This window comes from Flagellimonas olearia (genome assembly GCF_004150225.1).
Taxonomy (GTDB): Bacteria; Bacteroidota; Bacteroidia; order Flavobacteriales; family Flavobacteriaceae; genus Flagellimonas; species Flagellimonas olearia.
Genome location: NZ_ML142912.1, coordinates 191,559 through 217,270, shown reverse-complemented (window position 1 = coordinate 217,270; position 25,712 = coordinate 191,559). Strand labels below are relative to the sequence as shown.

The 25,712-nt window shown below is 44.4% G+C and carries 24 protein-coding genes; 16 read left to right on the top strand and 8 right to left on the bottom strand.

What is annotated here, in order from left to right; genetic code table 11:
- The first annotated feature begins 224 nt into the window (after nucleotides 1–224).
- The 3 genes from pdeM (at nucleotide 225) to DN53_RS14270 (ending at nucleotide 5,407) form a co-directional block, all read left to right on the top strand.
- Entirely contained in the window at nucleotides 225–857 is a 633-nt protein-coding gene (pdeM, locus tag DN53_RS14280) for a ligase-associated DNA damage response endonuclease PdeM (protein WP_129655377.1), read from the top strand.
- A 411-nt stretch (nucleotides 858–1,268) separates the two neighbouring features.
- Nucleotides 1,269–4,688: a transcription-repair coupling factor gene (gene mfd, locus DN53_RS14275; protein ID WP_129655267.1), complete on the top strand. Its 3,420-nt coding sequence runs from the start codon at nucleotides 1,269–1,271 to the stop codon at nucleotides 4,686–4,688.
- A 14-nt stretch (nucleotides 4,689–4,702) separates the two neighbouring features.
- Nucleotides 4,703–5,407, top strand: coding sequence for an adenine nucleotide alpha hydrolase (locus DN53_RS14270; RefSeq protein ID WP_129655265.1), 705 nt, complete (start codon nucleotides 4,703–4,705; stop codon nucleotides 5,405–5,407).
- A gap of 7 nt (nucleotides 5,408–5,414) precedes the next feature.
- On the opposite strand, the gene DN53_RS14265 is transcribed toward DN53_RS14270, so the two are convergent.
- The 3 genes from DN53_RS14265 to DN53_RS14255 all read right to left on the bottom strand — a co-directional run bounded on the left by DN53_RS14265 (nucleotide 5,415) and on the right by DN53_RS14255 (nucleotide 7,791).
- Entirely contained in the window at nucleotides 5,415–6,569 is a 1,155-nt protein-coding gene (locus tag DN53_RS14265; protein WP_129655263.1) for a serine hydrolase domain-containing protein, read from the bottom strand.
- A 142-nt stretch (nucleotides 6,570–6,711) separates the two neighbouring features.
- Nucleotides 6,712–7,371 carry an aspartate kinase gene (locus DN53_RS14260; protein WP_129655261.1) on the bottom strand — a complete coding sequence of 220 codons (660 nt, stop codon included), beginning with the start codon at nucleotides 7,369–7,371 and terminating at the stop codon, nucleotides 6,712–6,714.
- Between the two features lie 60 nt (nucleotides 7,372–7,431).
- Complete coding sequence (locus DN53_RS14255) at nucleotides 7,432–7,791, bottom strand: YraN family protein (RefSeq protein ID WP_129655260.1); 360 nt, start codon at nucleotides 7,789–7,791, stop codon at nucleotides 7,432–7,434.
- A 169-nt stretch (nucleotides 7,792–7,960) separates the two neighbouring features.
- On the opposite strand from DN53_RS14255, the gene DN53_RS14250 reads away from it, so the two are divergent.
- The 6 genes from DN53_RS14250 to DN53_RS14225 all read left to right on the top strand — a co-directional run bounded on the left by DN53_RS14250 (nucleotide 7,961) and on the right by DN53_RS14225 (nucleotide 17,439).
- A complete protein-coding gene (locus tag DN53_RS14250; RefSeq protein WP_129655258.1) occupies nucleotides 7,961–9,457 on the top strand; it encodes a DUF1800 domain-containing protein in 1,497 nt (498 codons plus the stop codon).
- Nucleotides 9,458–9,466: 9 nt separating this feature from the next.
- Nucleotides 9,467–11,188, top strand: a complete 1,722-nt coding sequence (locus tag DN53_RS14245; protein ID WP_129655256.1) for a DUF1501 domain-containing protein — start codon at nucleotides 9,467–9,469, stop codon at nucleotides 11,186–11,188.
- A 157-nt stretch (nucleotides 11,189–11,345) separates the two neighbouring features.
- The gene (gene metG / locus DN53_RS14240) at nucleotides 11,346–13,421 is read left to right on the top strand and encodes a methionine--tRNA ligase (protein WP_129655254.1); all 2,076 of its coding nucleotides are present in this window, start codon (nucleotides 11,346–11,348) and stop codon (nucleotides 13,419–13,421) included.
- Between the two features lie 109 nt (nucleotides 13,422–13,530).
- Nucleotides 13,531–15,654 carry a Tex family protein gene (locus DN53_RS14235; RefSeq protein WP_129655252.1) on the top strand — a complete coding sequence of 708 codons (2,124 nt, stop codon included), beginning with the start codon at nucleotides 13,531–13,533 and terminating at the stop codon, nucleotides 15,652–15,654.
- Between the two features lie 12 nt (nucleotides 15,655–15,666).
- A complete protein-coding gene (locus tag DN53_RS14230; protein WP_129655250.1) occupies nucleotides 15,667–16,569 on the top strand; it encodes a histone deacetylase family protein in 903 nt (300 codons plus the stop codon).
- Nucleotides 16,570–16,599: 30 nt separating this feature from the next.
- Entirely contained in the window at nucleotides 16,600–17,439 is an 840-nt protein-coding gene (locus DN53_RS14225) for a phosphatase PAP2 family protein (RefSeq protein WP_129655248.1), read from the top strand.
- A gap of 276 nt (nucleotides 17,440–17,715) precedes the next feature.
- Here the strand turns inward: DN53_RS14225 and DN53_RS14220 are convergent, their stop codons facing one another.
- Both DN53_RS14220 and DN53_RS14215 read right to left on the bottom strand, forming a co-directional pair.
- Nucleotides 17,716–18,132: a hypothetical protein gene (locus tag DN53_RS14220; protein ID WP_129655246.1), complete on the bottom strand. Its 417-nt coding sequence runs from the start codon at nucleotides 18,130–18,132 to the stop codon at nucleotides 17,716–17,718.
- A gap of 134 nt (nucleotides 18,133–18,266) precedes the next feature.
- On the bottom strand, nucleotides 18,267–18,599 hold the full coding sequence (locus tag DN53_RS14215; protein WP_129655244.1) for a single-stranded DNA-binding protein: 333 nt from the start codon (nucleotides 18,597–18,599) through the stop codon (nucleotides 18,267–18,269).
- Nucleotides 18,600–18,822: 223 nt separating this feature from the next.
- Between DN53_RS14215 and DN53_RS14210 the strand changes: the two genes are divergently transcribed.
- From DN53_RS14210 to DN53_RS14195, 4 genes are all read left to right on the top strand, one after another.
- A complete protein-coding gene (locus DN53_RS14210; RefSeq protein ID WP_129655242.1) occupies nucleotides 18,823–19,050 on the top strand; it encodes a hypothetical protein in 228 nt (75 codons plus the stop codon).
- A 292-nt stretch (nucleotides 19,051–19,342) separates the two neighbouring features.
- Nucleotides 19,343–19,837 carry a Dps family protein gene (locus tag DN53_RS14205; RefSeq protein WP_129655240.1) on the top strand — a complete coding sequence of 165 codons (495 nt, stop codon included), beginning with the start codon at nucleotides 19,343–19,345 and terminating at the stop codon, nucleotides 19,835–19,837.
- Nucleotides 19,838–19,888: 51 nt separating this feature from the next.
- Nucleotides 19,889–20,356, top strand: a complete 468-nt coding sequence (locus DN53_RS14200; protein WP_129655238.1) for a hypothetical protein — start codon at nucleotides 19,889–19,891, stop codon at nucleotides 20,354–20,356.
- Nucleotides 20,357–20,477: 121 nt separating this feature from the next.
- Nucleotides 20,478–21,083 carry a GNAT family N-acetyltransferase gene (locus DN53_RS14195; RefSeq protein WP_129655236.1) on the top strand — a complete coding sequence of 202 codons (606 nt, stop codon included), beginning with the start codon at nucleotides 20,478–20,480 and terminating at the stop codon, nucleotides 21,081–21,083.
- Here the strand turns inward: DN53_RS14195 and DN53_RS14190 are convergent, their stop codons facing one another.
- Nucleotides 21,084–22,220 (bottom strand): glycerate kinase, encoded by a 1,137-nt coding sequence (locus DN53_RS14190; protein ID WP_129655234.1) that lies wholly within the window; start codon nucleotides 22,218–22,220, stop codon nucleotides 21,084–21,086. It abuts the gene before it with no gap.
- Nucleotides 22,221–22,351: 131 nt separating this feature from the next.
- On the opposite strand from DN53_RS14190, the gene DN53_RS14185 reads away from it, so the two are divergent.
- A complete protein-coding gene (locus DN53_RS14185; RefSeq protein WP_129655232.1) occupies nucleotides 22,352–23,053 on the top strand; it encodes an SIMPL domain-containing protein in 702 nt (233 codons plus the stop codon).
- A gap of 33 nt (nucleotides 23,054–23,086) precedes the next feature.
- Nucleotides 23,087–23,578: a DUF6265 family protein gene (locus DN53_RS14180; protein WP_129655231.1), complete on the top strand. Its 492-nt coding sequence runs from the start codon at nucleotides 23,087–23,089 to the stop codon at nucleotides 23,576–23,578.
- 6 nt (nucleotides 23,579–23,584) lie between these two features.
- On the opposite strand, the gene DN53_RS14175 is transcribed toward DN53_RS14180, so the two are convergent.
- Complete coding sequence (locus tag DN53_RS14175; protein ID WP_165357438.1) at nucleotides 23,585–24,166, bottom strand: TetR/AcrR family transcriptional regulator; 582 nt, start codon at nucleotides 24,164–24,166, stop codon at nucleotides 23,585–23,587.
- Nucleotides 24,167–24,203: 37 nt separating this feature from the next.
- Nucleotides 24,204–24,953, bottom strand: a complete 750-nt coding sequence (locus DN53_RS14170; RefSeq protein WP_129655227.1) for an SDR family NAD(P)-dependent oxidoreductase — start codon at nucleotides 24,951–24,953, stop codon at nucleotides 24,204–24,206.
- Nucleotides 24,954–25,139: 186 nt separating this feature from the next.
- Between DN53_RS14170 and DN53_RS14165 the strand changes: the two genes are divergently transcribed.
- Nucleotides 25,140–25,712: a pentapeptide repeat-containing protein gene (locus DN53_RS14165; RefSeq protein WP_129655225.1), complete on the top strand. Its 573-nt coding sequence runs from the start codon at nucleotides 25,140–25,142 to the stop codon at nucleotides 25,710–25,712.

Here is a 25,712-nt window from a genome sequence, read left to right as displayed (position 1 = left end):
GGGAAATCTTGTTCTCACACCCGCTTCGCTAGGTCCGAAATGACAAAAAGGAACATCAGTGACAATTTGTGCCATTCGTATCAAAACCAACCCTAAGATTTCTCACACTCCCTTTGCTCGGTTCGAAATGACTATAGAATATTTGAAAAATTCGTGTCAATTTAAAAGATTTCCCATATCCGTTCGAAAGGACAATACCATTAAATTTGTACCAGCAAACTATCGTGGCACATAACATTACCATACAAGACCAGGCGTTCCAATTGCACCCTTTGGGTGGGGTATTTTGGGTGGAAAAATCGCTATTGCTCATCAGCGATGTGCATCTGGGAAAAGTATCGCATTTTAGAAAGTTCGGGGCTGCCATTCCCCAAAAGGCTGTCCATAAAAATTATATGTTGTTGGACCAAATCGTGTCCGAACTCCAACCTTTTCAAATCTGTTTCTTAGGTGATCTTTTTCATTCTTCGCTCAATAAGGAATGGGAGCTGTTTGAAAATTGGGTGGCCAAAACCCCTGCGGAAATCATTCTGGTGACCGGGAACCACGATATCATTTCACCCTTAAAATTTGAACAGCTCAACATTGCCATCTTCCCGGAGCTCCTCATCGATGATTTCTTGTTGACCCATCATCCAGAAACACGGGTGGCCAAATTCACGTTTTGCGGCCACATCCATCCTGCCGTAAAGCTAAGGGGGTTGGGAAGGCAAAGCCTGAGACTCCCCTGCTTTTTCAAAACCAAAAACCAAATGATCCTACCCGCTTTTGGAGAGTTTACGGGCACCCACACCCTTAAGCCCACAAAAAAGGATGAAGTATTCGCCATTGTGGAGGATACTGTGGTCAAGGTTTAGATTTCCAAAAATGCCCCTTCAACTCCGCTCAGGGGTCTGGTTGAAAATACCACCGATTTGTCATTTCGATATGAGATGCGGAGCATTGATTGAGAAATCCCACCAACTCATAATTTCTCACAGCTCCTTCGACTACCCTCAGGACAGGGCTCGAAATGACAAAAAGAATTCGAAATAGTTCGTGTCCTAACTTTTGACCTTACAACCACCAATAGATTCTTCGCTCAGTTCAGAATGACAACCTAGAATATTCGTGTTATTCGTGTCAAAAACCAAAAAGATTTCTCGACTGCGCTCGAAATGACAATGCTTTGTAAAGGTCATTTCGAACCGGATTCATAAACGTGAGAAATTCAAAAAACACTTTTTATAAAAAACATTTCATTTTATCTTTGCCGCAAAGTTTTTGGATTGACCAAAGTCTCCATTTCACAACACTACGCACAGTCTTCCCCACTGGGAAAACTGCGGGATACCATTGCCCAAAGCCCAGATTCGGACACATCCGACACGTTGCAACCCTCCCCAAAAATCAACATCAAAGGTCTTGTGGGGTCGTCCCTCTCCTTTGTACTTTCAGAAACCTTTAAATCGGTTGAGACACCTTTTCTATTGATTTTGAACGATAAGGAAGAGGCTGCCTACCACTTGAACGATTTGGAACAGTTGATCGGGGAAAAAGATGTGCTTTTTTACCCAGGCAGCTACCGTAGACCCTATCAAATTGAAGAGACGGACAATGCCAATGTGCTGCTGCGGGCCGAAGTACTCAACCGCATCAACTCCAGAAAGAAGCCGGCAATCATTGTCACCTATCCTGATGCCCTTTTTGAAAAAGTGGTCACCCGAAAGGAGCTGGACAAAAGCACCCTCAAGATAAAATTGGAAGACACCCTTTCGTTGGATTTTTTAAATGAGGTGCTTTTCGAATACCAATTCAAACGGGTGGACTTTGTGACCGAGCCCGGGGAATTTTCGGTACGTGGGGGTATTGTGGATGTATTTTCCTTTTCGCATGATGAGCCTTATCGGATTGAGTTTTTTGGGGACGAAGTGGACAGCATCCGTACGTTTGATGTAGAGACCCAGCTCTCCTTGGAAAAGGTGAAGAAAATCACCATTATTCCCAATGTGGAGAACAAGTTTTTGCAGGAGAGCCGCGAGAGTTTCCTCAAATACATTTCACCCAAAACGGTGGTTTTTGCTAAAAACCCAGCTTTGATCTATGACCGCATTGATTCATTTTTTGCCAAGGCGGAGGAAAGTTTCACCAAACTGAGCGAGGAAATCAAACATGCAAAGCCCCAAGAGCTTTTTGTGGACTCCACTCTGCTGAAATCCCAATTGCAGGATTTTCTATGTGTTGAAATAGGAGCAACTGTTACTTCGAGCGCAGTCGAGAAGCAGACAGAGAACAACAATGTTGCTATTCAATTCAACACCAAACCCCAACCCGCCTTCAATAAAAAATTTGACCTGCTCATTGAAAACCTCAATGAGAATAGGGAAGCGGGTTTCACCAATTACATTTTCTGTTCCACCGAACAGCAGGCCAAGCGTCTTCACGATATTTTTGAGGAAGTGGACCAGACCGTACACTACCAAACCCTGGTTTTTCCTCTATATCAAGGTTTCATTGATGTAGATTTAAAACTGGCCTGTTACACCGATCATCAAATCTTTGAGCGCTACCACAAGTTTCACCTGAAAAATGGGTACGCCAAAAAACAGGCCATTACCCTAAAAGAACTCAATAAACTTGAGATTGGGGATTATGTAACCCATATTGACCATGGTATTGGCAAATTTGGGGGGTTGCAGAAAATAGATGTGGAGGGCAAGAAACAGGAGGCCATTAAATTGATTTATGGAGATCGGGACATATTATATGTCAGCATCCATTCCCTGCACAAAATATCCAAATACAACGGTAAGGACGGGGCGCCTCCAAAAATATACAAGCTTGGCTCAGCGGCATGGAAAACGCTTAAGCAAAAGACCAAAAGTCGCGTCAAGAAAATTGCTTTTAACCTCATCCAAGTGTATGCCAAAAGGAGACTGGAAAAAGGGTTTCAATATGACCCGGACAGTTATTTGCAACACGAGTTGGAGGCCTCATTTTTGTATGAGGACACCCCCGATCAGGAAAAATCCACCCAAGATGTCAAAAAGGACATGGAGAGTGAACGTCCCATGGACCGACTCATCTGTGGGGATGTTGGTTTTGGAAAGACCGAGGTAGCCATCCGTGCGGCCTTCAAGGCCGTTGATAACGGCAAGCAAGTAGCTGTTCTGGTGCCCACCACCATCTTGGCATTCCAACATAGCAGAACCTTTCGAGAGCGTTTGAAAGAGATGCCCGTAACCGTGGATTACTTGAACCGTTTTAGGACCGCCAAGGAGAAAAAGGATGTTCTGGAGCGTTTGGCGGCAGGCAAAATCGATATTATCATCGGAACCCATCAGTTGGTCAACAAAAATGTCCAGTTCAAGGAATTGGGATTATTGATTGTGGATGAGGAGCAAAAATTTGGGGTTTCGGTAAAAGAAAAACTCCGTTCCATCAAGCAAAATGTTGATGTGCTAACACTGACCGCCACACCTATCCCAAGAACCCTGCAATTTAGTTTGATGGCCGCCCGGGATCTATCCGTCATCAACACGCCGCCACCCAACCGATACCCTATCGAAAGTCAGGTCATTCGGTTCAATGAGGAGATTATCCGTGATGCGGTTTCCTATGAAATCCAAAGAGGCGGGCAGGTATTTTTTATCCATAATCGGATTGAGAACATCAAGGAAGTGGCCGGAATGATCCAACGCTTGGTCCCTGATGCCAAAATTGGAATAGGCCACGGGCAGATGGAAGGCAAAAAACTGGAACAGCTGATGCTGGCCTTTATGAACGGGGAATTTGATGTACTGGTTTCCACCACCATTGTGGAAAGTGGATTGGACGTGACCAACGCCAACACCATTTTCATCAACAATGCCAACAATTTTGGCTTGAGCGACCTGCATCAAATGCGGGGCCGTGTAGGCCGAAGCAACAAAAAGGCGTTCTGTTTCTTTATTACTCCACCTTACGAGGTCATGACCCCCGACGCCCGAAAACGTATCGAGGCCCTAGAGCAATTTACCGATTTGGGAAGTGGATTCAACATTGCCATGAAGGATATGGAAATCCGTGGTGCCGGTGATCTATTGGGCGGGGAACAGAGTGGTTTCATCAACGAAATAGGATTTGAGGCCTATCAGAAAATATTGACGGAGGCCATAGAAGAACTCAAGGAAAACGAGTTCAAGGAGTTGTACGAGGAAGTGGAGGGCCACAAAGAAAAAGTTTTTGTGAAGGACATTCAACTGGATACGGACTTTGAACTGCTCTTCCCAGATGACTATATCAATAACATCACAGAGCGATTGAACCTTTACACCCAACTCAATGAAATCAAGGATGAGGAAGGGCTCGTAAAATATGAATCCGAGTTGGTCGACCGTTTTGGAGAACTGCCACAGCAAGCCGTGGACCTGTTGAATTCCATTCGGATCAAATGGATCGCCACACATATTGGTCTGGAAAAGGTCATTATGAAAAAAGGCAAATTCATGGGGTATTTTATTGCAGACCAGCAATCCAAGTTTTACCAAACCGCTGCCTTCACCCAAGTGCTGCACTACGTACAGCACCATCCCCAACAAGCCAAACTCAAGGAAAAGCAGACCCGTAACGGACTGCGTTTGTTGTTGGTATTTGACCGGGTCACCAGTGTGGAAAAGGCTTTGAAGGTATTGGAACCCCTTAGCCCCCAAAAAGTGGCGGTATCATAGCTCAATATCCAGTTATGTCAGAAAAACCAAAGACCTATTTCAACTGGAGTTCCGGCAAGGATTCCGCATTGGCACTCCACTATCTGTTGGAGCAGGGTAATTATGAAATTGCCCGATTGTTGACTACAGTAAATTCGCATTACAATCGAGTTTCCATGCATGGCTTGCCCAGAAACGTTCTAGAGGCACAAGCAGCATCCGTTGGGATTCCATTGGATATCCTGGAAGTTCCGGAAAAGCCCAGTATGGAACAATACAATGAGTTGATGCGAACCACAGTTACCCAATTGCGCTCCGAAGGGTATACCCATACCGGTTTTGGGGACATCTTTCTGGAAGACCTTAAGCAATATCGGGAGAACATGCTACAACCTTATGGATTAACCACACTGTTCCCTTTATGGAAAAAGGACACCACTCAATTGATGGAAGAATTTTTGGGACTGGGCTTTCAGGCAGTGATCATTTGCATCAACAATTCAAAACTGGATGCATCTTTTTTGGGACAGGAATTGTCCCAAGAACTCCTAAACAAATTTCCATCAGATGTTGATCCTTGTGGTGAAAACGGGGAATACCATACGTTCTGTTTTGACGGACCTATTTTCAAGGCTCCTATCCCATTCAACATTGGAGAAAAGGTCTTTAAGACCTATGATAATCCATCAGACCCCGAAAATGCCATTCAATTTGGGTTTTGTGATATCCACTTGAAATAGGCTAGGATTAAAATGCCCCGTACACCTGCTTTACAAACTCCCCGATTTTTGAAGGTTCCAGCCATCGGGTTACGATGAGCAATCCATTTTTTTGGTCGACCACGATGAAATTGCCCCCAAAGCCAGCGGCATAGAATACATGTTCGGGTACCCCTTCCCAATGTCGTGGCCCTTTTTGGTTGAGCCACCACATATATCCGTAATTAACATTGGGGACTGAGGGCTGTGTGGCTTTTTTAATCCACTCCGGACTGATCAACTGTTGTTGATCCCACTTTCCTTGGTTTAGAAACACCATGCCAAAACGGGCCATATCCTCGGTAGAAATAAACAAACCGGCTCCTGAATGTCCGCCTCCCGTGACCGACTTCATCTGTAGCCCATCTATTTCGGTCCAAGCATGGTCATAACCAAACCAACGCCAAGTAGTGGTGGCCCCAATACGATCCATCAATTGCTCTTTTAAAACCATGGGCAAGGGCTTTCGCCACACATTGGTCAGGGAATAGGCCAAAACATTCACCCGCACATCATTGTATTCCATGACCGTACCCGGTTCGTTAAGCTTTCGGAATTTCCAATCGTCCAGTCCCCCTTCATTGGGTGGACGGTCCGCCCAATCCTTCAGGCCCCAAAGCTCTCCGGACCAATCCGAGTTTTGTTGCAGTAGATGTTCCCAAGTTATTTTGGTATTGTGTTCTCCATCAAAAGTTCCGTCCCAAACATAATTGGCCACTTTGTCCTTGGTATCCTGAATCAATCCAGCATCCTCTGCCAATCCCGCTACGGTGGACAAAAAGCTCTTGGTAACACTAAAGGTCATATCCACTCGCTTGGTATCACCCCAAGAAGCAAGGACATAGCCATCCTTTAAAATCATTCCTGCTGGACCACCCCGTTTTTTGGTTGGTCCCAAAATTTCATGAAAGGGTTCTCGCTGAAATCCTTCCAAAATGGCACGTCGCAAATCCCTGGACCCAGAATATTCGTTAGCCTTGGCAAAATCCACAGCCTCGTCCAACTGCTGCGTATCGTACTTAAACTGATTTTTGTCCGCCATTTTCCATGACGCATTTCGTTCGGGAAAATAGAGGTCTTGTGCCATGGAGGGTAGATAACCCAATACACATAATAACAAGGAGAGGCTCAACAATGGTTTCATAGAATAGATAGACTTAATAATTGTTTGAAGTTAACAATTGTTGTCGGAACCATTTCAATATTCAATAGGATAATAAGGTCACCCCATATTCCCGAAGTATTACGGAATATGGACGCAAAAATATCGGTCTCTCAATCCTAAGTTATAAAGACTTTAGATCTTTTATGGTCTTAAAGGCCACATCGACCTGTTCTTCGTTGACTAGAATAGTGAACTCATTGGTGGTGGAAATCACTTCGTACAAAATGATGCCCTCCCAGGCCAATCGCTGAAAAATAAAATAATAGATTCCCGGCACGGATACATTCTCCGATGGGAGTTTTACGGTAATCGAGGAAAGTCCTTCCACTTTTTGGGTACAGCGCTCCGTCTTAAAATATTTTTCCACCACGCGATCCATAATATTGCTGATCACAATATTGATTTCATTCACGCCACGGGAAGAGGTATAGAACACATCCTGATTGGCATTTACTTCCTCCAAGAGTCGGGCCTGTTGTTGTAATATGGTATCAGAGGCCAAGAAAGTATAATCGGTCAAATTGGAACGCACCGTAATTTCCCCAATGTTCTTGAGGACCTTCACTATTCTATGTGTGGCCCTGAATTCAAGGTCGTCTGATAGTCTTTTAAGGGCCATCACAATGGCCCCATCCTTGACGTCCTTGCCCAATTCATCGGCAATTTCGGGTTTGATTTGACGGGAAAGCGAGGTGAGGTTGATGATGCCCTGCGCAAGGGCGGTTTGCAAAAAAGGTTTCTTTTTGATGTAATGTTCAACTACCGCTGAGATTGTTTTCATTTTTAGGTTTAGTTTGGCTTCGCCACAAAAATAACATATTGTTACAAAACGAACAAATGGTTAAAAATAATAAAAAGCATCTTCAAGATGCTCTATTTCAAAACCATTGCCCTTTTTAACCACCTTGACAATATCAAAACGAACCTCTACATCTAGGTCCTCTTGTTGCACATACTGATTTGCAGCCATGGCTAAAAGCTGTATCTTTTTGGAACTCACCACCTCTGAAATATCTTCCAAAAAGCCCATATTTCTTGACTTCACCTCAACAACGACCAATGTATTTCCTTTTTGGGCAACTATATCGATTTCGCCTTTGAGGTACCGGTAATTTCTGGCACAAATCCCATACCCCTTGTTCAACAGAAAATCTACTGCCAGTTGCTCTCCTAGTTTCCCAAATTCAGTGTGTTTTGCCATCAAAAAAGAAAAATACTGAAAAAAAGATGCATTTCATCGAAAAATTTGGTAGTTCATGGGGTGCAGAACGTTAAGATTGTAATTTGTTGGCCCAATTGAACCACATCCAACATTAGCATAAACATATAGTTGCCCCGAACTATGTACCAAATTAACGCCAGAATTTGCTATGGAGTACTTTATCAATTGTAATACCTCGACCTTAGCGCCGTACACTACTCCATTGGATCGGCTACGTGCCGCCCATCTCTATCGGAGACTTGATTTCAGTGCCTCGGTCCCAACCATCAACAACGCCATAAATCAAAATGCAGGGAGTTTGGTAGACAGTCTAGTGGATCAAGCACTGGCCGCTCCGGTAATTCCTGCACCGGCATGGGCGGATTGGACCAATGCCAACTATCCGGACGATGATGATTTGGCAGGACAGATGCGAAGGGCCCAATTCGAGGAGTTTTCAATCGCCTACGGCAATGCACTCCTCACCAACGGTCTTCGAGATCGAATGAGCTTCTTTTGGAGCAATCATTTTGTTACCGAGATCGATGTGTACAACTGCAACCAATTTCTTTACTACTATATCAATTGCCTGCAACGAAACGCCTTGGGCAATTTTAAGACCTTTGTCCACGAAATTGGCCTCACCAGTGCCATGCTGTATTATTTGGACGGGGTACGAAACCGAGGGAACAATCCCAATGAAAACTACGGTAGGGAACTTTTTGAACTGTTTACCTTGGGTGAGGGAAACGCCTATACCGAACAAGATATCATTGAAACTTCAAAAGCGTTATCGGGATATACGGAAACCGGGGAAGAAGGATGCACACAAGTAACCTTCAACGCTGAGGATTTCAATACAGAGAATAAGACCATTTTTGGTCAAACTGGCAATTGGGGGTATGATGATGTCATTGACATTCTCTTCAACGAAAGAGGGAATGAGATTGCAGGGTTTATCTGCAAGAAGCTTTATGAATATTTTGTGCACCCAGATTCCACCGGGGAAGAAGGCGGTAATGCCTTGGACATTATTAACGGGATGGCACAAACTTTTGTGGCCAACAATTTTGAAATTGCCCCAGTACTTCGTCAGCTTTTTAAAAGTCAACACTTTTTTGACGAGACTACGATCGGGGTCATTATAAAAAGTCCGTTCGACCTGTATCTGAACATGGTCAAGGAAACCGGTTTTGGGTATGACGATACCACCGTGATCAATATGATAGATTCTGCCGGGCTTATAGGTCAGCAACTTTTTGACCCCTATGATGTGGCCGGTTGGCAAAGAGACAGGCAATGGATCAATACCAATTTCATTATTGGCCGTTGGTTGACATCGGAAATGTTCCTACAGCGTTTCTACCAAGACAATGCCGAACAATTCAGGGATTTGGGTCTGGCACTTTCGGGCAATGCAGGACAGACAAGCAACAATCCGGATTTGGTGGCGAAACCCATAATAGACTGGTTTACACCAAAAGGCCTACTGACCGATGCCGACTATGATAGAGCCTATATCGCTTTCAGAAGCGATGTGGACGTTAACTACTACGAAGGGGGGACACAACCCTCTTGGACTTTGCTGGGTTGGGAAACTGGACCTTCGCAAGTATACCTATTGTTAAGACACATGTCCAGAGAACCCGAATTTCAACTTAAATAACCCTACACCATGTGCGATTCTCACCACAACCACAATACAACTCCATATAAGGGTCTTGAGCATGAAGGCCACGATTTGGAACACAAAAACTGGAGCAGACGTTCCTTTATCCAAGCCTTGGGTATTGCAGGGTCGGGTTCCATGTTCTTGGGGAGCAATCTTATTTCGGCCTCGGCTCCTTCACCGTTGACCGCTGCGATTGCCGCTGCCGAAACAGACAATATTTTGGTCCTGATCAGGTTGTCCGGAGGAAATGATGGACTGAGCACCGTAATTCCCATACAACAATATGATTCCTATGCCAATGCAAGGCCCAATATCTACATCCCAGAAAGTAAGATCTTAAAGCTGACGGACGATTTTGGTGTTCCCACCTATATGAACTCATTGGAATCGCTTTGGGGTGATGGCCAGTTCAAGGCCGTGCACGGGGTAGGTTACGAAAACCAAAGCCTTTCCCATTTTACCGGTTCCGATATTTTTGCGAACACCGATTTGAACACTACGGGTTTCAGTGGGGAGCGCACAGGTTGGATGGGAAGACATTTTGAAGAACTATATCCAGATTATCTCATCAATCCTCCTGAGGCCCCTGCCGCCATTCAAATTGGGAATCTAGCCAACTTGGTCTTTCAGGGCGAGGAAACCAACTACGCTTTTGTAACAAACAATGTGGAGCAGCTCCAACAGATTGCAGAGACCGGTTTGTTTTATGATGTGGATGAAAACACTCCGTTTGATGACTGTATGTACGGTGATCAATTACGCTTTTTAAGAGGTGTTGCCAATACCACCTACGAATATGCCGGCAAAATCCACGAAGCCTATGAGCGTGGGGACGCATTACGTTGCGTGGAATACCAAGACAATGGCTTTGCAAGACAATTGGCCCTGTTGGCCAAGTTGATCAAAGGAGGTCTTGGCACTAAAGTATATATGATTTCAATTGGCGGTTTTGATACCCACGGAAACCAGCCCATTGTACACGAAAGGCTCATGAGCAATCTCTCTATTGCCATCAACAACTTTTATGAAGATTTGGCCTGTACAGAGCAAGATGACAAGGTACTGAGCATGACCTTCTCCGAATTTGGCCGTAGGATATTTGAAAATGGCTCCAATGGTACCGACCACGGTAAAGCGGCCCCTACCCTTTTCTTCGGGTCTGGATTGAGTGGAAGTGCCTTTGTGGGCGATCACCCTTCCCTTGACGAACCCAATAACCGAGGAAACTTGGAATACACCATGGACTTCAGGGACCTTTATGGTACCGTTTTGGCCGAATGGCTTTGTGTTCCCCGAGCATCGGTGGAACAACATTTGTTGGGATACACCTACAGGGCCATTGATCTTGGATTTAACTGTAGCGGCGAAGAGTTTGATGATATTGCCATGGACAACGACCCTCCAACCTTCCCGGAAACACCTCCGGGTGAAGATGGAATGGATCCCAATCCAGATTTGTTGAACAACATTGTGCATACTCCCTACTATCCTAACCAGCGCGCACCACACATTCATTTGGAAATGCCCATTGCCGCCCATGTGGACATTGAACTCTTCAATATTCTGGGACAAAAAGTGGGAACCGTATTCAATGAGATGATGCTGGAAGGCTCAACCGAAATCAATATTAGAGAAAATATGCGGGATAGTTTGGCCACAGGAAAATACATATACAGAATATCCGTTGCGGATAAGCGAATGAGCAAATCCGTAATGATCATGTAACAAGAGCGGGACACTAGTCAGTTATGGCAAAAGCCTCCAGTTGCGCAACCCCACACCCCAATTTTGGGTTGCATGATTCGGAGGTTTTGCTTTTTCACGCCCAGCCATTTTAGGCTTCTTGCAAAATGAGTATTTTTGGGGCCTAATTATACCATTCATGCCCAACACAACGTCTCCTTCAAGATATACCATTACCGCTGCGCTGCCCTATACCAATGGACCCATTCATATTGGCCATTTGGCCGGGGTCTATGTCCCTGCGGATATCTACTCCCGCTACCTTAGACTAAAAGGTGAGGATGTGGCCTTTATTTGTGGTAGCGATGAACACGGGGTGGCCATCCCCATGAAGGCCAAAAAAGAAGGCGTCTCCCCAAAAGAGATCATAGACAAGTACCACGGCATCATAAAAAAATCGTTTGCCGAATTTGGGATTTCCTTTGACAACTATTCCAGGACTTCGGCAGAGGTGCACCACAAAACCGCTTCGGACTTTTTTAAAAAACTCTATGATCAAGATGATTTTATTGAGGAAGAGACCGAACAATTGTACGATGAGGAGGCTCAACAGTTTCTGGCCGATAGGTTTGTGATCGGTACCTGTCCCAAATGCGGACATGAGGAAGCTTATGGCGACCAATGTGAAAACTGTGGCTCGTCCTTGAACGCAACCGATCTCATCAACCCAAAATCAACCATAACCGGAGGGGTCCCTGTGCTTAAAACAACCAAACACTGGTTTTTACCTTTGGACCGCTATGAGGATTTCCTCAAAGAGTGGATTCTGGAAGGCCATAAATTCGACTGGAAACCCAACGTTTACGGTCAATGCAAATCATGGATAGATGATGGGCTAAAGCCCCGCGCTGTGACCCGCGATTTGGATTGGGGAATCCCCGTTCCTGTGGAAGGCGGCGAGGGAAAAGTACTCTACGTTTGGTTTGATGCGCCCATTGGCTACATTTCCTCCACCAAGGAATGGGCCGAACGTGAAGGAAAAGATTGGAAGCCCTATTGGACGGACAAAGACACCAAGTTGGTCCATTTTATTGGAAAGGACAATATTGTGTTCCACTGTATCATCTTCCCAAGCATGCTCAAGGCCCATGGCGATTTTATTTTGCCGGAAAACGTACCGGCCAATGAATTTTTGAACTTGGAGGGCAATAAGCTTTCCACCTCAAAGAATTGGGCCGTTTGGCTGCACGAGTATTTGGAAGAGTTCCCCAGCATGCAAGATGTGCTTCGCTACGCCTTGACCGCCAATGCCCCGGAGACCAAGGACAACGATTTTACCTGGAAGGATTTTCAGGCTCGCAATAACAATGAATTGGTGGCCATTTTCGGGAATTTCGTGAACCGTGTAGCGGTATTGAGCCATAAATATTACAATGGGGTGGTACCTACTCCCAACACCTTCACCGATTTGGACAAGCAAACCCTGCAAGCCCTTAAGGGCTTTCCCGAAATACTTTCCAACTCCTTGGAGCGGTACCGCTTTCGGGAAGGCAGTCAGGAGCTGATGAACTTGGCCCGATTGGGCAACAAATACTTGGCCGATGAAGAACCTTGGAAGTTGATAAAGACCGATGAGGAACGCGTACAGACCATTATGTACGTTGCCCTTCAGATTGCTACTGGTTTGGCCGTACTCAGTGAACCCTTTTTGCCTTTTACTTCGGAAAAATTAAAGAACATCCTAAACATAGGTTCGAGCGCAGTCGAAATCAATTGGGATAGTGTAAGTTCTTCCGAAACCTTACTCCCTGTAGGGCATCAAATCAACCCAAGTGAACTCCTCTTCAGAAAAATTGAAGATGCGGAGATCCAACAACAATTGGACAAACTGGAAGCTACCAAAAAAGTAAATGCACAAATGGACAAAGCCGTTACCCCTGAAAAAGACACCATCACTTTTGACGATTTCACCAAACTGGATATGCGGGTGGGCACCATTGTGGAAGCCGAAAAAATGCCCAAGGCCAACAAGCTCTTGGTATTGAAGGTGGATACCGGACTGGATACCCGAACCATTGTTTCTGGAATTGCCGAAAGCTTTAAGCCCGAAGATATCGTGGGGAAAAAAGTGACCGTTTTGGTAAACCTCACCCCTAGGAAATTGCGCGGTGTGGAAAGTCAAGGGATGATCTTGATGACCGAAAACCAAGAAGGAAAATTGGTGTTCGTCAACCCAGATGAAGATGGGGTTGGGAATGGGGAAAGTATAAGTTAATTCACATTCAAAGAAACTATCCGGTCGAGCGCAGTCGAGACCTTCCTTGAAAATTTGGATTATAAGACTTCTCGACTACGCTCGAAGTGACAACTACTAAACAAACATCATGCAGCTTGTTCCTTATATCGTTCGCCACACCCAGCTTTCGGAAAAAAGTGTGGAGAACACCGTGGCCTTGTTGAACGAAGATTGTACCGTTCCCTTTATCTCCCGCTATCGAAAAGAACGCACTGGCAATTTGGATGAAGTCCAAGTTGGGGCCATTGTACAGTATAAGACCCAGTTTGAGGCCCTGGAAAAGCGAAAATCCGCCATTATCAAAGCGGTCGAGGAACAGGGCGCACTCACACCAGAGTTGAAGGCAAAGCTCCAGGACTGTGCCGACCTTACCAGTCTGGAAGACCTTTACCTCCCTTTCAAGAAAAGCAAAAAGACCAAAGCCGAAACCGCCCGAAAGAATGGGTTGGAACCCTTGGCAAAAATCATCATGGCCCAGCGGAGTGATGAAATTGAGTTCATCGCTTCCAAATATCTGGGCAAGGACGTCAACAATGAAGATGAAGCTCTGGAAGGTGCCCGCCACATCATTGCGGAATGGATCAATGAACGTTCGGATATCCGTAATCAGCTGCGCAACCAGCTGGAACGCCATGCCGTGATCACCACCAAGGTCATCAAAACCAAAAAAGAGGACGAAAAAGCCCAAAAGTTCCGCGACTATTTCGATTGGAGCGAGCCACTGGACCGTTGCCCCTCCCACCGGTTTTTAGCCATCATGCGAGCTGAAAAGGAAGGATTTGTCCGGGTTAAGATTGAAATCGATGATGACAGGGCACTCGATGCTATGGAAAGACGCATCATCAAATCAAACAATGCCTGTTCGCAACAGATTGAACTGGCGATTGCGGATGCCTATAAACGCCTTTTGTTCCCCTCCCTTTCCAACGAACTTTTGAAGACCGCCAAGGAAAAAGCGGATACTTCGGCCATACAGGTATTCTCCAAAAACCTAAAGCAATTGCTATTGGGTGCTCCTTTGGGCGAAAAACGTATTTTGGCCATAGACCCGGGGTTCAGAACGGGCTGTAAAGTGGTGTGTTTGGATGCGCAGGGCGATCTAAAACACAACGAGACCATTTACCCCCATCCACCCCAGCGGGACAGTGCAGGGGCCATCAAAAAGATAAGTTCCTTGGTCGATGCGTACAAAATTGAGGCCATCGCAATTGGTAATGGCACCGCATCACGGGAGACGGAGCAACTGGTAAAACGCATCGCGTTCAAAAATCCCATTGAGGTTTTTGTGGTCAGTGAAGCGGGAGCTTCGATTTATTCGGCCTCCAAGATTGCCCGGGATGAATTCCCCAACTACGATGTTACCGTCAGGGGTGCCGTATCCATTGGACGCCGTTTGGCAGACCCCTTGGCCGAATTGGTGAAAATAGATGCCAAATCCATTGGGGTGGGCCAATACCAACACGATGTGGACCAAACCCAATTGAAAACCTCCTTGGACACCATGGTGGAGAGTTGTGTGAACTTGGTTGGGGTCAACATCAATACCGCCAGTGTGCCCCTCCTCAGTTATGTGTCGGGCATCGGTCCCAAACTAGCTGAAAATATTGTCACCTATCGCAATGAAAATGGTGCCTTTACCAGCAGGGACCAGATTAAAAAAGTGCCCCGCCTTGGCGGAAAGGCCTTTGAGCAAAGTGCCGGGTTCCTGCGTATCAAAGAGGGTGGAAATCCATTGGACGACTCAGCCGTTCACCCGGAAAGTTACGCCATCGTCAAAAAAATGGTGAAGGACCAGGGCATTTCCTTGAAAGAGATCGTGGGCAACAAATCGGTCTTACAAAGCATCGACCTTGAATCCTATTGCACGCACGATATTGGGATTCCCACTTTGAAAGATATTCTGGGAGAACTGGAAAAACCCGGTTTGGACCGCAGGGAAAAAGCCAAGGTGTTTACCTTCAACCAAAACATCAAGGAAATAACCGATCTAAGACAGGGCCAATTGTTACCGGGTATTGTCAACAATATCACCAATTTTGGGTGCTTTGTGGACATCGGTATCAAGGAAAGTGGGCTCGTCCATATTTCCAATCTTTCAGATACTTTTGTGAAGGATGTCAACGAACACGTAAGCCTTCATCAGCAAGTGGTGGTCAAGGTATTGGATGTGGATGTGGCCAGAAAGCGCATTCAGTTGGCATTACATCAATAAAGAAATGGCCCAATGCTCAAAATAGCATTCCATCCCATTTACAAACACCATTTGCCCAATGGGCATCGGTTCCCCATGCTGAAATATGAGCTTTTGCCCCAGCAATTGCTACACGAGGGAAGCTGTTCCCCAAATAATTTTTTTGAGCCTTCCCTTCCCAATGACAAGCACATTTTGGCGGTACATGATGAAAGCTATTACCGGGATTTGATCAACCTAGATCTGGACAAAAGCGCTGCCCGAAAAATCGGCTTTCCCTTGAGCGAGGAGTTAATAGAACGGGAACGCGTTATTGCGGACGGAACCATCAAGGGGTGCGAGTTTGCCTTGGAGCATGGTGTGGCCATGAACATTGCAGGAGGTACCCACCACGCCTATTCCAATCGGGCCGAGGCCTTTTGCCTGCTGAACGATCAAGCTATCGGTGCTCGTTACCTTCAACAGCATCATTTGGCCAAGAAAATCTTAATTGTTGACTTGGACGTGCACCAAGGCAATGGTACTGCAGAGATTTTTCAGGACGACCCCTCTGTTTATACATTTTCCATGCACGGCAAGGGGAATTATCCCTTCAAAAAAGAGACTTCGGATTTGGACATCCCCTTGGAAAAAGACACAACGGATGAAACCTATCTTTCCCTCCTAAAGAAGACCCTACCGGAACTTTTGGACATTGTACGACCGGATTTTATCTTCTATCTCTGTGGTGTGGATGTACTGGCTTCGGACAAACTGGGCACCTTGGCCATGAGTTTGGAAGGGTGCAAAGAGCGTGACCGCTATGTGTTGCAAACCTGTTTTGATGCCAAAATTCCTGTACAATGCAGTATGGGCGGCGGGTATTCCCCGGACATCAAGATCATTGTGGAGGCCCATGCCAATACATTTCGGTTGGCGCAGGATATTTATGCGTAATTTTACCGACTATTGCTATTTTCAATCGCTATGAAATCGCTGAAATACCTTTTTATTTTATTGATGGCACTTCCTGTTGTCGGTCAAGATTTTCAATCTAAAAAAGACAAAACGCTCTGGAACGACTTTACTTACGATGTCGGAAATATTTTTGGAGGAGTGGGTCATGCCTATTCACGTCCCTTTCACTGGAAAGGAAACGACTGGGCCAATTTTGGGTATTTGACAGGGGGCACTTTGCTCCTTTTTACCGTGGATGACCAACTCAACGATTGGAAAAATGGTTTTCGTGAGGACATTCCGGATTTTGTGATCGACTATGGACATGAGTATGGCAGCCCGGAGAACAATTACATGCTCACGGGCGGGGTGTACTTGGCAGGTCTTTTCACCAAAAACGAAAAATTGAGACGTACCGGAGTTCTCTTGATTTCCTCTGCCACGGCGGGTGGTTTTTTACAGCAAGTAAGTAAGCGTATCGTTGGTAGGGCCAGACCCAAAAGTGGAGCCAGCTCCAGTACGTTTGATCCATTGCACTTGGACCGTGTATATGATTATGATTCTTTCCCATCTGGCCATGCCATGTTGGCCTTCAGTAATGCCTATGCCATTGCCAAGCAATTCAAGAACCCTTGGGTAAAGGCAGGGATCTATACCGTTGGTCTGGTACCGGGATTTGTCCGGGTGATGGATGATTTCCATTGGATTTCCGATGTTGCTTTCAGTACCGTCCTGAGTATTTTTATTGTGGAATCCATAGACCGTTATTTGGACTCCAAATACGATGAAAAATACAACGACAACGAGAAAAAATTAAGTTGGAACCTTTCCTTTGGTCCCAATACCATGGGGGTCTCCCTCCGTTTTTAAACCGGGGACAGCCAGCTGTTGATAATTTTTTTATTTAGATTGATTTAAAATAACTATTTTTGGCCCTCTACTTCGTTGATAGATGGGAAAGAAGAAGAAAAAAGAAGCCAAAAAACAGAAAAAGGCCTTGTTGAAAGAGCTACCGCTCACCGATTGCAAGACCAAATGCTGTAAAAAATATAAAAAGGGGGAAAACAAGCGTTGCAAACGTTGTCCCTGTTTTGACCTTTTCAAAAAAGTTGCATAAAAATCCACCAATCGGTGGATTTTTTGGTTCTATGGGTTTCGTTTTTTGGAAGTGTTCAGTACCATTCCGGTCTCCATTAACTGCTTAAAATATTCCACATCCGAAATGGACAGATATTCGTGTGCCCTTTCAAAAAAACGTCCGCTGTGGGCACAAGTTTCAGAACAATGCTGCAAGTGCTGTTGATAGGCATCTTTTTTGCCCTTCATGTAGACCAAATAGGCCGCAAAGTTTTCCGTGCCCAATTGCCTTTCATAATTACGCTGGTCCGTCCAATAATCTTGTTCATCGTGCAAGTCCATGGTATGCAACGTCTGCTCATATTGGGCATCCCGTAGGGCAAGATTTTCATAAAACCTAAAGTTTTGAAGCGCAACGTTCCCCTGTTGGGCCAGCAGCAATGGTCCAACGCAAAGGAACAATATCAGGGGGGTTACCGTTTTCATAACAATCCTTTTTTAGTAAGACGAACAAGTACCCCAACGCTTGCACATTTCTACTTTAAGGTATCGTAAAATCATCAACAACAAAAAGAAAGGGGACCAACTGTCCCCTTTCTCGGTCATATGTGAAAATTGTACTATTTCCCCAACATTAAAAGCTCATTACACTTAATTTCAGTGATATAGCGTTTCTCTCCTTCCTTGGTTTCATAGGCACGGGACATTAATTTTCCTTCAATGATGACTTCCTTGCCCTTGACCAGGTAATTTTCGGCAATCTCTGCCATTTTTCCCCAGGCAACAATGTTGTGCCATTGGGTATCGGTCACTTTTTCTCCATCGCCATTTTTATAGGATTCATTGGTGGCCACGGCAAACTTGGCCAATTTGCTCCCATTCTCCATGGTAATGATTTCTGGGTCGTTGCCCAAGTTTCCAATCAATTGTACTTTGTTTCGTAATGAATTCATGATGTAAGATTTAAGCGTTAAACTGTTATTGGTATCGACTGGGTTTTGTTCGACAGGGCAAACTTAGAAACTCCTAAAACCATGAATCGGTTTGAAATCATTTGTTTTCGTTTGTAAACGGATGTAAATGATTTTAATCGATTCTTAAACCCTCTTCAGCAAAAAACCAAGTGACCCATAACAAACATTAGGTGTCTTATAAATGAAACAGAACACCTAAACCATGGCAGCCATACGAAGCATTAACAAATACACGGTGATCAAGCGATTCAGTCTTGGAAAACGCATGTACGATAAATTGGAAACCATCTACATCCAAGAGCATGATCACCAAAATGGGGAATCGCAAAAAGTCTTTAATAGTGACAAAGAGTATGTCATTGATATTTCTGCCGACATCTATCTGGCCCTCAACAAGGATTTCATTGTACGCAGTGTGGACAACCAATGAAATTCCAGTATTAACCCATAAACGTTAATCTTGTGTTTAGGAACGTTAAACCCTGTTAAATCCTTGGTTTTCCGAAATATACTTTTATATTAAAGGTATGGATGTCACAATAATTTACTTCAAAAGCATTGTATTCTAGGTCGAGCAATTGACCCTCATATCCACATTGGGAATGCTTCTCTTCCCACAACCCAACGTACAAAAAACGCATTTATATTAAGGCCGATTTTTCGACTTGATATGATATGCCACAAATTGAAATCAAAGTCAAATCAGAAATAAAAAACAAAAAATGGAAACTGTAAAAACAAAGAATAAAGCATTTAAGAAATTAGGCTTCACTTATTTGGAGACTGCTGAGATTGTAGTGACCCTAAACACCTTATTGGCCAACTATCAGGTATTCTACAACAAACTCAGAAATTTTCATTGGAACATTGAAGGCCCAGAGTTTTTTGAGCTCCATGAAATATTTGAAAATGAATACAACACCGCCAAGGAAAACATTGATACTATTGCGGAACGCATACGTGTGTTTGGCGTAAAGCCCAATTTCACTTTGAAAAAGACCCTAGATCTTTCCGACATAAAGGAACCTGAAAAAGAACTATCTGCCATAGAAATGGTACGGGAAGTCTTAAATGATTATGAAATACTGCACAACAATATGCTGGACGGTATCAATGCAGCTTTGGAAAGTGGTGATGTGGCCACGGAACAAATCCTGACCGATTTCCTCATGCACATGGAAAAAAGAAATTGGATGTTCACTTCTTATCTCAAATAATTCCTAACCATCCCTCGAGAAAGAAATATGTATCATTCAAAACGTTTACACATGAAAACCCTAACAGCATTTTTATCAATTTTTATACTAACCGGTATGATGGGGTATGGTCAAAACCAGGACACGGGCCATATGAACGCCACCATCCATAAAACCTTTTCCATTGAAAAAAATGGAACCGAGATTCCTTACAATCTCAAGGTCATGGAACATAGAAATTACCCCATGGTGCTAAATGAAAAAGAAAAGAGTCATGTCAACCAAAATCGAAAAGCGAAACCGGCTGTGGTTACCAAACTCATTGCCGTGGACAAGGATAATGACCAGAATTATGATCATTACATGGTCTTAAAATACAGACGATCGGTTACCGATAGTTTCAAGGTAGTCCCCACAAAAGAAGGCTTTGCCGTAAGGGTGGATGACAAGACCATGCAGTATTTTATAACAAAAGGTATTTATTTTATCGACAACAGCGACAAAGACTTTTTCTCTGTAGAAGAATTCAGGGAAATATAATCTCTTTTTCAGATTTCGTTTTTTGATTGACAAATGGGCCGGGAGCATATCCCGGCTTTTTTGTTGTGAAAAATTGGGGCAAGCATAATACCTTTGGTGATATCAACATTAAATAATTTCTATGGCACCTTGGTTGCAACCCATTACGTTGGAAGGAGAATTGGTAAAGCTGGTTCCCATGTTAACCGAACATAGAGACGCTTTGGTCTCTGCAGCTTCAGATGGCAAACTCTGGGAATTGTGGTATACTTCCGTTCCATCCACCGACACCATTGACACCTACATGGGCATCGCCTTTTCCGAACAAAAAGCGGAGAGGGCGCTTCCGTTTGCCATTATCGACAAAAAAACCGACACTGTGGTGGGCAGTACCCGCTATCTGAATGCCGATGCCAAAAACAGAAGGGTAGAAATTGGGGCCACTTGGTATGCTCAACGAGTGCAACGAACCGGCGTAAATACCGAATGCAAGTATCTACTCTTGAAACACGCTTTTGAAGTGTTGGATTGCATAGCGGTAGAGTTCAGGACCCATTTCCACAATTTTCCTTCGCGCAATGCCATTCTCCGTTTGGGGGCCAAACAAGAAGGAATCCTGAGAAACCATCGAATTGATGAAAAAGGGGTTATTCGAGATACAGTCCTTTTTTCCATTTTGGATAGTGAGTGGAATTCTGTAAAAACTTCCTTGGAATTTAAAATGAGAAGAGGGAAATCCATGCCCTGATTACATTTTGGCCTGTTTCAAAAGACTCGCAAAATTATAACTGGCCAATTCCAGATTCCGGTAACTTTTGGCCTTGGCATCCTCCAAATTGCCCACATGGTTTAAAATGGAAACTCCATATTGAAGTCCCATCTTCTGCATTTCTTCTATGGAAACATCCATGGAACCACAAAAAGCGGCAACCGGGATATTTTTGGCCCGGGCCCTGCGCACTACCCCATTGATGGTTTTTCCGGAAAAAGTTTGACCATCCATTTGTCCTTCGCCAGTGATGACCCAATCGGCATCTTCCAAGGCCTCATCAAAACGGGCCAATTGCATCACCAAATCCACCCCAGGCGTTAAATGGGCATTCAAGAAAACAAAGGTCCCAGCTCCCATACCCCCTGCGGCACCAGCTCCCGGGATTTGCTGTACATCCACATCAAAAACAGCTTGGAGTACTTGCGCAAAACTTTCCAACCCTTGGTCCAAAAAGACCACTTCATCTGGAGAAGCTCCCTTCTGGGGACCATATATATGGGCCGCGCCTTGTTTGCCATGCAAGGGGTTATTGACATCACAGGCCACCTGAACATTGATTTCAGATAGTTTCCCATGAACTTTTTCCTTGCTGATGTGCTTTACATGGATGAGATTCCTCCCCACAGGTTCCAAAATTCGTCCGTCTTTGTCCAAAAATTCATACCCCAAAGCCATGGCCATCCCCATGCCTCCATCATTGGTGGCACTGCCCCCAATGCCAAGAACAATGTTCCTAACCCCTTTTTCCATCGCATCCAGGACCATTTCACCTGTTCCCAAAGAAGTGGTGTGCATGCAGTTCATTTCCGATTTGGCCAATAATTTATACCCCGAAGCTTCGGACATTTCTATAAAGGCGGTTTCCCCATCTCCCGAAAGTAGATATGCTGCTTCCATATCCCGGAAAAGGGGGTCCTTTACCGTAAGGGAAACCATGGTGGCATTCAAGTAATGTCCAACAACTTCAATGGTACCGTCCCCACCATCTGCCAGGGGTTTTTTGACCATTTCAGCTGTAGGAAAAACTTTTTTGATACCACTTTCAACGGCATCGCAAAATTGCCGCCCAGTAAGCGAACCTTTATATTTATCGGGTGCCAGAACAAATTTCATACTTACAATTTACTCAAGAATATTGGAGAATACCCCAGTTTTTTATGTTTTGAAATTTTATAGATCATAAAACGGCACAGGTTTTGCTTCTTGGGGGGAAGTATTTACCTTTAAATAAAAAATCAAAACGCATGAAAAAAGTAATCATTCCCATCATCGGGTTATTGTTCTCAACAGCAATTTTTGCACAGTCAAAGAGTTTCTTGGATGTTCCCTATTTGGAAACCTCTGCCCAAGTGGACACTTTGGTCACCCCAGATAAAATTTACCTCAACATCACCATCCAAGAAAAGGACTCCAAAGGCCGAAATTCCGTGGAAGAGCAGGAAAACAAAATGGCTCAACGCTTAAAGGCCCTCGGAGTGGATTTGGACAAGCAATTGGTGATCAAGGACCTTAGCAGCAACTTTCAAAAATATTTTTTACGCGGCAAGGAAGTGCTAAAGAGCAAGCAATATTCCCTTTTGGTATACTCTGGAAAACAGGCCGGAGAGGTATTGATGGCCTTGGAGCAGTTGGATATTGCCAACGCCTTTTTGGAAAAAACCGAATATTCCAAAATGGATGAACTGGAACTGGAACTGAAGACCAGGGCCGTGAAAAAGGCCAAGCAAAAAGCTACTGCCCTCACCAAACCGTTGGGTCAAAAAGTGGGTCTTGCCCTTCATATTGCAGACAACTCGCAACCATATTATCCACGATACAACCAAGCACCAATGATGGAGATGAAGACAGTGAGTGCCGATATGGGCCAAGCACAACCCCTGGACATCGATTTTGAGAAAATAAAAGTGGAGACCACGGTAAATGTAAAATTTGCATTGTCCAATTAATCGCCAGTCGTTCGTCTTACCATAAAACATCGTATGAGAACCGCAATTATCCTATTCTTATTCCATGTGGGAATGGTTTCAGCACAAGAAACCTTACAATTGACCAAAGGGCAACAATCCCCAAATGCCACATTGGAAGATGTGTCTTGGATATCTGGGCATTGGCAAGGCGAAGCTTTTGGCGGCATTGCAGAAGAAATCTGGAGTCCCCCGCTCGGGGGCTCCATGATGTTTGTCTTTAAACTGGTAAAGGACAACAAAGTTTCCTTTTATGAAATCGGGCACATCCAACAAGTGAACCACACCTTGATTTTGCAATTGAAACACTTTCAGGGAAACCTCAAGGGATGGGAAGAAAAAGATGCAACCGTTGATTTTAAGTTGGTCAAGCTTGAAAAAAACAAAGTCTTTTTTGAAGGATTCACCATGGAACTGGTGAATGAAAATGAGATGAACATTTATGTTCTCATTGAAGATGGCAATTCTGCTGAAGAAGTGCTATTCGCCTACAAACGGGTTCCTTAACGCTGCTTAATTCAAGATGGAAAGCCCGGCAGTCGCCATTTTTTTGAGACTTTCTGAAGTAGGGTCCACTTTGGCCAAAACCCTGAGTCCATTGTATAGACCAAAAAACATTAACCCAACATCCTGTGCATTTTTAGAGGCATCGATTTGGCCCTTGTCGATTCCTTTTCGGATATAATCCACAAAAACTGCCTCCATGTTCTCCCTGTTCTTTTGTAGCATTTCTTGAATGGCCGCATCCCCGGGAATGAGCTCCGTGGTGGTATTGACCACAAAACACCCCTTTTTGGACAAATCACAAAGAGATTCGTTAATGGCCATATCAAAAAGCTTCTTGAGGCCAACACGGACATCATTTTCCTCTGCGAACAAGGTTCGGATACAGCTACCACTCACCTCAATATAATGTTCCACTGCGTTCTGGAAAAGAGCTTCCTTGCTACCAAAGGTATCGTACAAACTGGCCCTATTGATGCCCAAGTGCGACACCAAATCCTGCATTGAAGTGGCATGGAACCCTTTTTCCCAAAAGAGTTCCATAGCCTTGTTCAATATATCCGCTTCATCAAACTGCTTTACCCTTGGCATGTGTTTCGAAATAATTCTTTCGAAAGTATTCAAAAAATTACACTTGCGCCAATCCTCCATCCACGGGAATCTCCGCCCCGGTGATATAACTACTGTCCGAAGATCCCAAGAATACCGCCGTAGTGGCAATCTCTTCCACAGTCCCAAACCTACCTTGGGGTATCAATGATGGAAGGTTGGATGCCATTTGGTCCACGTTCTCCTGTGGCGCATTATGCTTAATGTAAATAGGGGTGTCAATAGGTCCTGGCGCTATGGAATTCACCCGGATTCCCTTGGGTCCTAATTCGGCAGCCAATGTACGGGTCAAGGATCGTAAAGCCGCTTTACTAGATCCGTAGGCAGACATGCCCGTAAAGCCTTTTACGTTTACAATGGAGGTATTGAAAATGATACTGGCCCCCTCATTCAAATATTCATACGCTGCTTTTACGGTAAATAGAGGACCCCGCACGTTTATGTCGTACACTTCGTCAAAAATCTGCTCGGTCAGATGTTCCAAAGGCTCTATTCTAAAAACCCCTGCGTTCAAGAACAAGATGTCAATCTTTCCAAACCGCTCCACGGTTTGCGCCACAAGGTCCGCACTGTCCGAAACACTGGAGGCTTCTGCCCTGACCAATAAATACTCTCCCGAGAGTTGGTCCTCTATGGCATTCAACTTGTCCTGACTTCTACCGGTAAGGACCACTTTGGCCCCCTCCTCAAGATACTTTTTGGCCGTTTCCAGACCCATTCCACTTGTTGCCCCGGTAATGATGGCTACTTTTCCCAATAGTTTTTTCATGGTGTAATTGTTTTATGTTTTATTTTGGAATGAATGTTCCAATACAAACGTATTCATTTTAGAACGATTGTTCCAAATAAAATTTCAGGTTTATCTTTTCCTTAACAATCCCCTTCAGTTTTTGTAACTTACCCTGCATTGCACATGACCCCGGAAACGATTTAATTTCATTGGAACCCACTTCGTATGGCACAATCATTTTGGCTGGACACAGAGTTTATCAAACAGGATTATACACAAACCAAGTTGCCCAAAGGGGATTATGAAAATTGCCGTTTTGTGGATTGTTTGTTCTCCAAGGCGTTTTTGGACAACCAAAATTTTGTGGAGTGCACCTTTGAAGGCTGTGATTTGACCAATGCCAACTTGGCCCATACCACATTTAATGAGGTCGAATTCATCAATTGTAAATTGGTAGGGCTCCAGTTTGACAGCTGTAACCCGATGTTGCTATCGTTTCAATTTGACGGATGTAATCTTTCCGTGGCTTCTTTTTATGAATTGGAAATTCCCCAGACCCGGTTTTTGAATTGCAAGTTGCACCAGACCGATTTTTCCAACGCCTCCCTAAAAGGGAGTTCTTTTTCGGGTTCCGACCTAAAGGATGCCATTTTTGACGGCACCAATTTGGAAGGTGTGGATTTTGAATCTGCCTATGATTTTTCCATAGACCCTACTAGAAACTCCCTCAAAAAGAGCAAGTTCAGCAAGGATGGACTCATGGGTTTGTTAAAAAAGTATGATATTGTAGTGACCTAA